Source organism: Cohnella hongkongensis, assembly GCF_042654645.1.
In the GTDB taxonomy this organism is placed as follows: Bacteria; Bacillota; Bacilli; order Paenibacillales; family Paenibacillaceae; genus Cohnella; species Cohnella hongkongensis.
The window spans coordinates 381,682-394,241 of record NZ_JBHSEP010000002.1 but is presented as its reverse complement, the minus strand read 5'-3'; the positions used below and the strand labels follow the sequence as shown (position 1 = coordinate 394,241).

The 12,560-nt window shown below is 55.0% G+C and carries 10 protein-coding genes; 7 read left to right on the top strand and 3 right to left on the bottom strand.

Annotated elements, in window-relative coordinates:
• The first annotated feature begins 2 nt into the window (after positions 1 to 2).
• The 3 genes from ACFO3S_RS04955 to ACFO3S_RS04945 all read left to right on the top strand — a co-directional run bounded on the left by ACFO3S_RS04955 (position 3) and on the right by ACFO3S_RS04945 (position 3,889).
• Complete coding sequence (locus tag ACFO3S_RS04955; RefSeq protein ID WP_378092916.1) at positions 3 to 1,568, top strand: response regulator transcription factor; 1,566 nt, start codon at positions 3 to 5, stop codon at positions 1,566 to 1,568.
• 105 nt (positions 1,569 to 1,673) lie between these two features.
• Positions 1,674 to 3,014, top strand: a complete 1,341-nt coding sequence (locus tag ACFO3S_RS04950; protein ID WP_378092914.1) for an ABC transporter substrate-binding protein — start codon at positions 1,674 to 1,676, stop codon at positions 3,012 to 3,014.
• 128 nt (positions 3,015 to 3,142) lie between these two features.
• Entirely contained in the window at positions 3,143 to 3,889 is a 747-nt protein-coding gene (locus ACFO3S_RS04945) for a GntR family transcriptional regulator (RefSeq protein WP_378092912.1), read from the top strand.
• 181 nt (positions 3,890 to 4,070) lie between these two features.
• Here the strand turns inward: ACFO3S_RS04945 and ACFO3S_RS04940 are convergent, their stop codons facing one another.
• From ACFO3S_RS04940 to ACFO3S_RS04930, 3 genes are all read right to left on the bottom strand, one after another.
• Entirely contained in the window at positions 4,071 to 5,375 is a 1,305-nt protein-coding gene (locus ACFO3S_RS04940; RefSeq protein WP_378092910.1) for an ABC transporter substrate-binding protein, read from the bottom strand.
• A gap of 131 nt (positions 5,376 to 5,506) precedes the next feature.
• Entirely contained in the window at positions 5,507 to 6,328 is an 822-nt protein-coding gene (locus ACFO3S_RS04935) for a carbohydrate ABC transporter permease (protein WP_378092908.1), read from the bottom strand.
• Positions 6,329 to 6,331: 3 nt separating this feature from the next.
• On the bottom strand, positions 6,332 to 7,207 hold the full coding sequence (locus tag ACFO3S_RS04930; RefSeq protein ID WP_378092906.1) for a carbohydrate ABC transporter permease: 876 nt from the start codon (positions 7,205 to 7,207) through the stop codon (positions 6,332 to 6,334).
• Between the two features lie 119 nt (positions 7,208 to 7,326).
• Here ACFO3S_RS04930 and ACFO3S_RS04925 point away from each other — a divergent pair, with 119 nt between their 5' ends.
• The 4 genes from ACFO3S_RS04925 to ACFO3S_RS04910 all read left to right on the top strand — a co-directional run bounded on the left by ACFO3S_RS04925 (position 7,327) and on the right by ACFO3S_RS04910 (position 12,554).
• A complete protein-coding gene (locus ACFO3S_RS04925) occupies positions 7,327 to 9,135 on the top strand; it encodes a sensor histidine kinase (RefSeq protein ID WP_378092903.1) in 1,809 nt (602 codons plus the stop codon).
• Entirely contained in the window at positions 9,113 to 10,738 is a 1,626-nt protein-coding gene (locus ACFO3S_RS04920; RefSeq protein WP_378092901.1) for a response regulator transcription factor, read from the top strand. The genes ACFO3S_RS04925 and ACFO3S_RS04920 overlap by 23 nt, the downstream gene beginning before the upstream one ends.
• Positions 10,739 to 10,890: 152 nt before the next feature.
• A complete protein-coding gene (iolE, locus tag ACFO3S_RS04915; protein WP_378092898.1) occupies positions 10,891 to 11,808 on the top strand; it encodes a myo-inosose-2 dehydratase in 918 nt (305 codons plus the stop codon).
• Positions 11,805 to 12,554, top strand: a complete 750-nt coding sequence (locus ACFO3S_RS04910; RefSeq protein WP_378092896.1) for a GntR family transcriptional regulator — start codon at positions 11,805 to 11,807, stop codon at positions 12,552 to 12,554. Before iolE ends, ACFO3S_RS04910 begins: the two co-directional genes overlap by 4 nt.
• Positions 12,555 to 12,560: the final 6 nt, after the last annotated feature.

The window sequence follows — 12,560 nt, the reverse complement described above, 5'->3', positions numbered from 1 at the left end:
GGATGTACAAGGTGCTGCTCGTCGACGACGAAAAAATCATTCTCGACGGCATCTCGCAAATGCTGGACTGGGAGTCCCTCGGCACTCGGCTCGCCGGAACGGCGGCGAACGGAGTCGATGCGCGCGAGCGCATCCGGGAGCTGGCTCCGGACATCGTCATCAGCGATATCCGCATGCCGGGAATGGACGGGCTGGAGCTGGTGGCCGCCGTCAACCGGGAGCGGTCGGACGTGCGGTTCGTGCTGCTGTCCGGCTTCGGCGAATTCGACTATGCGAGCAAAGCGATGCAGTACGGAGTGAAGCATTATTTGCTGAAGCCGACCAACGAGCGCAAGATCGCCGAGGCGCTGACGGAGATTGTTCGCGAGCTGGAGACGGAACGGCGGCGCGAGCGGTTCGTCCAGGACATGAAGCAGGAGCTGTCCAAGGTGATGCCCCACGTCAAGGAGCAGGTGCTGAAGGAGTTCGTGACGAATAAAACCTACGGCAGCCGGGACTGGGACTATTACCGGAAGCTGTTCCGGTTCGAGATCGAACGTCCCGTCCGACTGCTGCTGTTCCAGGCGGAAGGGGCGAACGCGGAGTTCGAGCATCTGTTCGCGATCAAAAATATTGCCGAGGACCTGCTCGAGACGACGCTGCTCGGCACGACGATCGGCAACCATGCGCTGATTCTGATCGAGGACGCGATTGCCCCCGAAGCGCTGTTCCGCAAGCTGGAGGAGATTCGGGCCATTTTCCAGACGTACTACAAGATGGACGCTACGATCGCTCTCAGCGAGCCCGATCGGATTACGCAGGCGCGCAGCCTGTACCGGGAGACGCTGCGCTGTCTGAATTACCGCTTCTACCTCGGAGAGGGGGGCGTCATTGCAAGCAAGGATACGGGGGAGCCGGAGAGGGGGACGGCCGACCTGTTCGGCTTCGAGCCCGAGCGGCTGACGATGCCGGTGCAGTCCGGCGACCGCGAGGAGGCGGAGCAGGCGCTGGCCGATCTGATGCGCGAGCTGAAGCGGGGGCAGGCCGACATCGATATGACCAAGTCGCATGTCGTTCAGCAGTTCGTCTCCCTGATCCGGCTCGGCGACCCGCAGCGGATGGAACGCTACTATTGCCAGCTGGCGGAGCTGGCCGGGATGGACACGCTCCAGGCGATGCAGGCGGTGCTGGAAGAGACGGTGCGGGAGCTGGCGCAGTTCCACTACGAGCGCCACGTCGTCAAACATACTTCGATCGTTCGCAAAATGATCGACATCGTCGAGGAGCAGCTCGGCAACTCCGAGCTGTCTCTGAATCAGGTGGCCGGCGAGATGCTCTACATGAACGCGGACTATCTCGGCAAGCTGTTCAAGAAGGAGACCGGGGAGAAGTTTTCCAACTACGTCGTGAAAGCCCGGATCAGGAAAGCGACGGAGCTGTGGGCGGCCAATCCCGAGATCCGAATCTTCGAGATGGCCGAGCGGCTAGGCTTCGGAGACAATCCCCAGTACTTCAGCCAGGTGTTCAAGAAGCAGATGGGCTGCACCCCTTCCGAGTATGCCAAGCAGGCGGACAACTCTGCTTTTTGAACAAACAGCACGGTTTTTTGCATTACGATTTCGATCCGACCCGATGATAATAGGAAATGTAAGCGCTAATCAATCAACCGATCTCATAGGGGAGGATTTTAAGAAATGAAAAAAGCACTAACAGGTATCGTCATGCTTGCCCTCGTCATCGGCCTGATCGGCTGCGGCTCCGGGAAGGAGCAGGAGACGACGGCCGGCTCCAGCGCCCCGGCATCGTCGCCGGAGGCGTCCCAGCCCGCATCGGCCAGCGCGGACAACGAACCGGTGAAGCTGCGCGTCGCCTGGTGGGGCGGGCAGGCTCGTCACGATTACACGCTGAAGGTGATTGAGCTGTACGAATCGCGGAATCCTCATGTGACGATCGAGCCGGAATACGCCGCCTTCGACGACCACTGGAAGAAGCTCGCGCCCAACGCCGCCGCCGGCAACCTCCCGGACGTCATTCAGATGGACATCTCCTATCTGTCTCAATACGGCGGACGCGGACAGCTGGAGGATCTGACGCCCTATACGCAGAACGGCCTGATCGACGTCAGCTCGATCGGCGAGGCGTCCATCTCGGGCGGCAAGCTCGGAGACGAGCTGTTCGCGATGAACCTGGGCTCGAACGCGCTGCTGGCCGTCATCGACCAAGCGATGCTGGAGCAGGCGGGCGGAACGATGCCCGACGAGAACTGGACGTGGGACGACTTCGCCAAGCTGGGCCCGACGATGAAGGCGCAGGGCAAGCTGCTCGCGCAGGATCTTCGCCACGACGTATTTTTCCCGTTCTATCTGAGAAGCAAGGGCCAGCATATGTACGCGGCGGACGGTAAAGGCTTGGGCTACGCCGACGATCAGCTGTTCATCGACTTCTATAAGATGTATCAGGATTGGTACAACAACGGCTACCTGCTGTCGCTCGACAAGCTGGCGCAGAAGAAAGGCACGCCGGAGGACGGCGAGCTCGAGCTCGGCAACGCGGTCAGCACTTGGGGCTGGTCGAATCAGTACATTCTCTCCTCCACGGTGGCGAAGCGTCCGTTCGAGATTTTGCCGGTACCGGGATGGAACGAGAACAAGGCGCTGTTCCTGAAGCCGAGCATGTACTTCTCGATCGCCAAAAACTCCAAGGTGAAGGAAGAGGCGGCGAAGTTCATCGACTTCTGGGTGAACGACATCGAAGCGAACAAAATCATTATGGGCGAGCGCGGCGTTCCGGTCTCCTCCAAGGTGAAGGAAGCGCTGAAGCCGGATCTGACTCCGGAGCAGGCCAAGGTGTTCGACTACGTCGCATGGGCCGAGCAGAACAGCAGTCAGATGGACCCTCCGAATCCGGTCGGCGCGGTCGAGGTCGACAAGCTGCTTAAGGATACGGCCGAAGAGATTCTGTACAAGAAGCTGACGGTCGAGGAAGGCGCGGTCAAGTTCCGCGAGGAAGCGACGAAGATTCTCTCCAAAAACTAAATCGGATTCGATTCGATCGGGCTCGCGCTCTCCGCGGGCCCTATTTTTGCCGGTTCGGAATGCAAGTCTCAATTGCCGATCTTGGCATTCTACAGTATAATTTAGATTAATTTGTTTAAGGAGCAGCGATGATCATTAACGTTATCGATCCGAACAGCCCTTTGCCGATGTACCAACAGCTCAAGGATATTCTGAAGGGAAAGATTCTGAGCGAGGAGTGGCCGGTAGGCTCGTTAATTCCAACCGAGCAGGAGCTGATAGAAGAGTACCGCGTGAGCAGAACGACGGTTAGAGAAGCCGTTATCGAACTGGTCAAGCAGGGCCTGCTTCAGAAGAAGCAAGGCCGGGGAACCGAGGTCAAGTCCTCCAAGGTGGAGGAACGGCTCGGGAAGCTGACCGGGTTCGCGGAAGAGATCGTGGACAAGGGGTTTAAGCATTCGGCCCGGCTGGTGTCCAGCGAGTTTCGGAAAAACTGCTTCTACGAGCTGTCGTTGCTCGGACTTCCGGACGATGCCTCCGTCTTCTTCATCGAAAGGATTCGACTGGCCGACAACGAACCGATCGCCTACGAGCGGAGCTGCTGGCCCGAGGAGATCGGCAAGCTGCTCCTGCAGGAAGATCTGAATACCGCGGCCTTCTATAAAGTGTTGGAAGAGAAGTACGGCTATAGCCTGAAGGAGGCCGAGGAGACGATCCACGCCGCAAACGCTACACAGGCGGAAGCGGACTTCCTCAGCATTAGTCCCGGCGAGGCTCTGCTGGAGAGGCGAAGAGTAAGCTACGACGCAAGCGGCAGGGCGATGGAATACACGAAGACCAAGTATAGAAGCGACAGATACTCATACAAGGTCAATCTGCAGAGAAATCGCGGGTAGACTGCGCATTCGAACTAGAGGGGGTTGCCCCTTAAGCATTGGCGTACAACAGGATCGATGGAATCCCGTCTCGGGATCGTAGAGTATCGGAAGGCGTTAGAAGCCTCGGTCACTCGTTCATCGATTATTGTTCGGTACGACTTTTTGCTTAAGGGACAACCCCTTTTAGATAGAAGATCAGTTATTTGTTCGTCAGCTTGGAGAGAGCTTCGTCCAATTTCTTCAGCGTATCCTCCTGGCTCATCTGCTTGGCGATATACCTCTGGAAGACGGCGCCGAACTCGGCGTCCGATCCGGGCGGCATCATATTGTAGTAGCGGCCCTTCGTTAAGCCCTGATTGGAGAATTCGGACAGATCGCCCGCCAGAGGTCCTAACTGCTCGACCGAGAATTCGATGTTTTTGAAGGCGGGTACGAATTTGAATACTTCGACGATGTATTTCTGGCCGGTTTCGGAATTGACCATCCAGTCCAGCAAAATTTTAGCTTCGTCGATGACTTTGGAATTTTTGTTAATAACCCAGTAGTTGCCGGCGAAGGCGAACAGATCTTTGTTCTGCTCCGCATCGTCGCTGATCGGCATCGGGAACATGCCCAATTTCATATCTGGCGTCATTTTGTCGAGAACCGGTTGAATCCAGTTGCCCTGCTGAATGATCGCCGCATTCCCGGCGGCAAATTCCGCTTGCGCCGTGTTGACGTCGGTCGTGAGCGAATTCGGCTGTCCGTACTCGATCATAAGGTCGATCAGGTTCAAGTAACCGATGCCGACCGGATCGCCCTCGAACTTCGCGGCTCCTGCAATAACATCCTTCACCCATTGCTCGGGATCGGCTTGTCTGGCGTAGAAGGCGTTCAGACCGTGCTTGCCGGTCATCCAAGGCTCCTGATGGAAGTTGACGAACGGCGTAATGCCGGCTTCCTTCAGCTTCTTCGCGACTTCCTCAAGCTCGGACAGCGTCTTCGGCGTTTCCGTAATGCCGGCTTTAGTGAACAGGTCTTTGTTGTAGATAAAGCCGAAGCCTTCGATATTGACAGCCATGCCGTAAATGTTGCCGTCGATCGTAATGGACGGCTTCGAGCCTTCCGCCATGTTAGCCATCCACGGCTCGCCGGACAGATCCAAGTATTTGTCCTGCCACAGCACGGCGTGGGCATCTCCGTTACTCATGAAGACGTCGGGCTCGTTGCCCGAGGCGAAGGCCGCTTTCAGCGCAGTGTCGTAATCGTCGCCGGCTACCATGAACTCCAGCTCGATATTCGGATGCTCCTTCGTGAAGTCCTCGCCCATTTTCTTCAACGGGTCTATAATCTCTCGCTTCAACTGAAGAACCTTGATGACTTTCTTCTCTCCGGAAGCTGCGGATCCGGAGGCTCCGGACGCGGCCGGGGTTGAAGACGAGCCGCTGCTGCCGCCTCCGCCGCACGCGGCGAGGGTGCCGGCAAACATGGCGATGATAAGCGGTACCTTTAGATATGGCTTCATAGGTTGACCTCCCGTAAGTTGTATGAAACAACTTTATCATAAGTGTAATCGTTTCCAACAGGAACCATCGTTATTGATGCAATTAGGTGCAAATGATTGACATGATATTGAATTGATGAGATATAATCCCATTATCCTTTGACCGATCCTGCCGTTACGCCTTCGATGATGTGCTTCTGCATGAGAAGAAAGAACAGCAGCAGCGGGGCGATGCTAAGGACGAGTCCAGCGAGTCCCAGATCCCATTGCTTTAAGTATTCCGCGAAGAAAGAGTAAGTGGCGAGCGGGATCGTTCTGACGTTCAAATCCGACAAAATCAAAGACGGCAGCAGGTAGTCGTTCCATAGCCACAGCGTGTTCAGAATAATGACGGTCACGATCATCGGCTTGAGCAGCGGAAAGACGATTCTCCAGAAGACGCCGTACGGGCTGCAGCCATCGATAATCGCCGACTCCTCCAGCTCATAGGGAATGGTGCGTACGAAGCCCTGGAGCAGGAAGGTGGCGAGCGACAGTCCCAGCCCCCAATAGATGACGGCCAATCCCCACACCTGGTTGAGAATTCCGAGGCTGCTGGAGACGACGGACAGCGGAATCATGATCGATTGGAACGGGATGACCATGGCGGCTATGAATAAGACGAGCAGAATCCGGTTGAACGCGCTGTCGTGACGGACGATTCTGTAAGCCGCCATGCTGCTGAAGACGACGATGCCCGTTACTCCGATTACCGTCACCAGCAGCGAGTTCAAGAACGCTTTCGGATAGTTCAAGGCTTCCCAGGCGTTGGCATAGTTCGCCCACACGAAATGCTTGGGCCAGCCGGCAACGTTGGTCATCAGCTCGAAGAAGCCTTTGACCGAGTTGATGAACACGAAGTAGAAGGGGGACAGGAAGAGCAAGGCGATCAAGAGAATGAGCGCTTCCAGCGAAAGCTTTCTGATCGAATTCATCTCTTACTTGACCTCCTTTCTCTTGGTGAGCCAGACTTGGGCGAGGGAGACGGCGGCGACGACGAAGAAGAAGACGAACGCCTTGGCCGAGCCCAGTCCCATGTTGTTGCGGTTGTAGGCTTCGTAATAAATGTCCATGGCGACGGGCTGCGTCGATTGGAACGGACCGCCGCGGGTCAGCGAATAGATGACGTCGAAAATTTTGAACGAGTTCGAGATCGTCAGGAACATGCAGACGGTGACGACGGGCATAATGAGCGGGAGAATCACGTTAACGATTTTACGCAAGGTGCCCGCTCCGTCGATTTCCGCCGCCTCCATCAAATCGTGCGGTACGCTTGTAATACCCGCGACATAGATGACCATCAAATAGCCGGTGAATTGCCAGATCGATACGATGACGACTCCCCAGAAGGCGGTCGTGGAGGTGCCGAGCCACGGAAGGTTAAAGAAACCGACTTGAACAATTTCTCCGATGGACGGAAAGCTTTTGACGAAAATAAATTGCCAGATGAAGCCGAGCAGAATGCCGCCGATCACGTTAGGCATAAAAATGACGACCCGGGCGGCGTTCCGGAACCGGATCCTCCGAGTGAGAAGAAAGGCCAGCAGGAAGGCGATCAAATTGTTCAGGATCAGGACGGCGATCGTATACTTGGAAGTGAAGACGAAGGACTGGATGAAGTTGTCGTCCGTCAGCAGGTTGGCGAAGTTTTTCAGGCCGACGAAATTTTTGCTATCGGATATCCCGTTCCAATCGGTAAAGGAATAATACATGCCCATTGCGAAAGGGATAAGCTTCATGATGGCGAACATGAGCAATCCCGGTCCGATAAAAACGATCGCTTGCGCCCATTGATCGTTTCTGGTAAGTTTCATAGGGTAACCTCCTACTCCATGTTGATCTTAAGTTTATAGGGCGGCGACGTAACGGTAAACGAGCGTGGTTGATAGGATTTAGTGCAAATTATTGACTTAATCATTCCGAGGAGACGGTGGTGGACTTGTTCAGCATCCGGTACAAATTAAGCGCATTGCTTTTAGTCGCCATCTTGATCCCGATCGCTACATCGATTCTTATCACTTATCATTTCACGAAAAATTCCGTTAAAGAAGATCTGATCCACCAGAACTCCAAGCTGCTGTTCCAGGGCAGGGTCAACATTCAAAATTACTTGGCCGACATCGATCAGGTCACTCACTCCACGCTTTTCTACGGAAGCAGTCTGTTCGAGACGGTGAAGAAGGGCAGCGATAATTTTCTGCAGCAGATCGAAGTCAACGGTTCACTGGAAACGCTCGGAAATTCGACCGCGAGCTTCTACCAGGTCGCTCTTCGGATCGACAAGGACGAGATGACCCACTTGTTCTGGAAAGATTACGTCAGAAATCAGAAGAATGTCGATATTACAACGCGCACGGATGCAACCGTTTACATCGATCCGACGCATAGGAGCGACTCCTACGGGATCAAAGAATCGCTGCTGGCCCATTCCTATCAATCGGTGCCGGTCTTTTCGTTCTATCGGGTTCTCGAGGATATTCCGTTGAAGGATCGGCTCGGCGTTCTGGTCGTCGACGTGAAGTTGGACTATTTGGCATTTATCGCGGAGATGCTCTATACAGCGGAATCGGACGAGCAGATTTTGATTCTCGACGAGGAACACAACGTCATCTATTCGACGGGGGACAATTGGATCGGAAGCCGGCTGGAGGACGCCTGGTTGAGTCGATTGGCGGATCGCGAGACAGAAGCCTCCCACTTCGAGGTGAACGACAGCTCGTTCAGCGGCCTGATCTTGTACGAATCGACGGATCTTCCGTTCGCCGATTGGACGTTGATCAAGAAAATTCCGAAGGACCTGTTCAGCGAGAGCGCGGAGCAGCTGCTGATGCTCAATACGCTGGTGCTCGTCCTGTTCCTGATGGTTGCCGCATTCGCCTCCCTGATTGTTGTGTATAATTTCATCGATCCGATCAAGCGGCTGATCCATGAAATCGAATTGGTCGAAAGGCGGGACTTCCGGGCAAGCTTTCAAAATGTCAAACGCAAGGACGAGTTCGGCGTGCTGTTCAACAAGTTCCATAACATGGTCGAGCATCTGAACCATCTCATTCTTCGCGAATATCGTATGGAAATCGCCAATAAGACGAACCAGTTAAAAGCGCTGCAGGCTCAGATTAACCCCCATTTTCTGAACAATGCGCTGCAATCGATCGGAACGCTTGCCCTCAAGGAGGAGAACTTGAAGGTGTATTCCTTGGCCTCCGCGATCGGCAGGATGATGCACTACAATATGGATCTCGAAGAGACGATCGTTCCGCTTAGCCGGGAAATCGAATATATTCGCTCCTATCTGGAGGTGCAGCAGGAGCGGTTCGAAGAGCTGGAAGTGAGATTCGAGCTGGATTCTGCGGCAATGGATATTCCGCTCCCCAAGATGACGCTGCAGCCGATTGTGGAAAATTATTTCAAGCACGGCATCATCGAGGGAGAAGCGAGAATCGTCATTGCGGCGAGGCTGGCCGAGCCGGGGCTGCTAATGCTGACCGTCGAAGACAACGGCGCGGGCATCCCCGCAGATAAGCTGACCAGGCTGCAACGGGAGCTGAATGCTTCCGAATATGCCTTTAACGCAAAAGAGCATATCGGACTCAACAATGTCATGAGCCGGCTGAAGCTTTATTATCACGACGAGGTCGCGATGATCTTCAGCGGCGTCCATCCGCGCGGACTTAACGTCACGATTGCGATACCTTTGAACCGGGGCGGTGAAGACGAACATGAAAGTATTGATCGTAGATGACGAGAAGAACGTAAGGGATGCCATCAAGCTTCTCATTCCGTGGCAGGATTACGAAGTGGCCGAGGTGATGGAGGCGCAGGATATCGAGACGGCCAAAGCGTGCGTCGGAGCGCATAAGCCGGAAATCGTGTTTCTGGATATGATGCTCTATAATCAAAGCGGCATCGAAGTGTTGAAATGGGCGAACGAGCAATCGCCGCATTCGAAAATCATTGTCGTAAGCGGCTATAACGACTTCGAGTACGTACAAAATACGGTCCGTTACGGCGGTCTCGACTATTTGCTGAAGCCGATCGACCGCAGGCAGCTTCTCGACGCGTTCGAGAAGGCGATTAAGGAATGGCGCCACGAAGAGCTGTCCAGAACGGAGAAGCGTTCGGACCGGATGAGGATGAATCAGATACAGCCGATTTACTGGGACAAGACGTTCTCGGATTTTATCGAGACGCCGTCGCGTAACGCCGAGCTGCTCAAGGAGCTCGACGAAACGCTCCACATGGCGGACAAGCCCGTTCAAATCGCGCTCTTGAGCTTGAAGCTGATTCATGGATCCGTCTACGAACGGTTCTCGTCCCATCTCGATTTGCTCTATTTTTCCTTCACGAACATCTGCAACGAGTATTTGAACGCATCCGGTTCCGGATATGCTTTCCGCAACTGGAACGCCGAACTGGAGATCGGAATCATTCTGTGGTGCGATTCGGACCGCACGAAGCGGCTTCTGGAAGAGATCAACGAGGGAATCGAGACGACGTTCGGAGCCAAATTGTTTATCTCCGTCGGGGGGGCGTACGCTTTCCCGCACGGCGCGGCCGTATCCTATCAGGAAGCCCGAACGCGTCTGCTGCACCACATTAATCTTAAGCAGGCGGGACAATGGATTTTCGAAGATCCGGGCCGGCATGTCGAGAATGCCAGAGGCATTTACCTCAACGAATACGAAGAAAAGCTCGTGTACGCGATCAGAAGCGGTCAGCTCAACGTGGTTCAGACCGCGGTCCGCAATGTGGTGAACGAGATGAGAAAGCTGCCGGAAGTGACTCTGAACCTCATTCAAATCTGGTTCTACGAGCTGCAAATAATCTGTTCCAAGCACTTTAAAGAATACCAGGACGAAGCGGACATCGATTTCAAACGGCTTGCGTATGTGACGGCGGACGTAGACGGCCGCGTCCGAGTCGACGAATGGCTGGACGAGCTGGAACGGTCGTTCGTCGCCCTCGGAAGGACGATCGCGGATGCGAAGAAGGAAAAGGAATCGGTGGCCTCGCAGATTGCGGACTATATCCAAAGATACTATCACGAGGATGTATCCCTGCAGCAAATCGCCGAACGGTTCTACCTGAGCCGGGAGTATATTTCCAGGAAGTTCAAGCAGGACATCGGGGAGAATCTGTTCGATTACTTGATGAAGGTCAGGCTCGACAAAGCGTGTTCCTTGCTCCGGGAGACGGACTTGAACGTCCAGGAGATTTCAAGGATGGTGGGCATCGACAATGAAAAGCACTTCAGCAAAGTGTTCAAAAAATATAGCGGTCTGTCGCCGAGCCAATATCGGACGACCCCTATAGAACAAACGGAAGTTCGGCGACCGCAAAAATAAAGCGCTTTTTCTTCTCGGTTCATCATGATATTATTACCAAGTAAGTTATTCATCATGATGAATGTCAAAGCGATCGCCGTGTCGCTGGCCGGGAATATTCGAACGCGCCGGACCTTCTACGCGACGACTTTGACCAAAGGAGTGTCTAAACCATGAGCGTTGCAAAAGCATTCAAATTGGGAGTCGGAGCCATCGCTTGGACGAATCCCGGCACCCCGGAATTCGAAGACAAGTACACGGCCGAAGAAATATTGTCGCAGATGTCGGCCATCGGCTTCGACGGAACCGAGATGAACCGCAAATTTCCGACCGATCCGAGCGACTTGCAAGCGGCGTTGAAGCGACATCGTCTGGAAATTTCCTCGCAATTCAAATTCGTACTGTTCTCCGATCGCTCTTGCGCGGCGCAAGAACAGGAAGCCTTCCGCAAGCATGCGGATTTCCTGCACGGCTTGAATTGTTCGTATGTCATCGTGTGCGAGGCGGGCGGTTCCCCGTTCTGGGACCCGCGCCAACCGGATTCGGGAGTTGCGGTGCGTCTGAATGAACAAGGCTGGCAAGCGCTGACCGACAATTTGCATGAGGCCGGCGCATACTGCCGTCGGCTTGGAATGCGGTTGCTCTTTCATTACCACGCGGCAACTCCGGTCGAGCAGCGGGAGGAAATCGACGAGTTGATGTCGCGCACGGATCCGGAGCTGGTCAGCCTGCTGTTCGATACCGGTCACGCCCTCTATGGCAATTACGAGCCGATCGAGCTGCTATGCAAGTATGGCAGCCGTATTCGGTATTTGCATCTGAAGGACGTCCGGCTGGACGTGCTTGCCCGGGTAAGGCGGGAAGGGCTGAATTTCAGGCAAGCGGTCGTGGAAGGCCTATTCACGGTGCCCGGGGACGGCGGCATCGATTACGAACCGATCTTGCGATACTTGCTGGAGACGGGGTTCGATTCCTGGGCGCTCATCGAGGCGGAGCAGAATCCGGCGACCGCTGACCCGTATGAATATTCCGCTAAGGGCAAGCGGCATATCGAGCAATGGATCGAAAAGCTGAAGCAGGTGGAGTCTTGAAGCCTTTGCTCGATCCGTCCCATTCGTTGCCGCTGTATCATCAGTTGATTCACATTCTGAAAAGTAAAATCGCCGGCGGAGAATGGCCGGTCGGTTCCTTGATTCCGACCGAGACGGAGCTTATTCGCACATACGGGGTCAGTCGGACGACCGTGCGAGAAGCGGTCCTGTCGCTGGCGAACGAGGGACTGCTCGTTAAGCGGCGGGGCAAGGGGACGATGGTGACCAGCGCCAAAGTAGAGGAGCGGCTCGGCAATTTGACCGGATTTGCGGAAGAGCTGCTCGAGCGGGGGATGAGACATTCCGCCAAGCTGATTTCCGCGCAATTCAAACCAAGCCGATTCTACGAGCTGTCGAAGCTGGAGCTTCCGGATCTCGCGCTCGTATTCATCGTCGATCGGGTGCGCTTCGCCGAGGGCGAGCCGATTGCATTCGAGAGAAGCTGCTGGCCGGAAGCGATCGGCAAGCTGCTGGCCGGCGAGGATCTGAATAAGATCGCGTTCTATTCGGTGCTCGAAGAGAAGCATGGCGTCGTGCTGAAGGAAGCCAGCGAGACGATCCATGCCGTGAACGCCACGTCGTACGAAGCCGAACTGCTCGGCGTCAGTCCCGGGGCGGCGCTGCTGGAAAGAAGAAGGGTCAGCCGCGACGCCGACGGCCGGTCCGTGGAGTACACGAAGACGAAATACCGAAGCGACCGTTACGCGTATAAAATGCAGCTGGATCGTACCCGGTTGAAAGGGTAAACGACA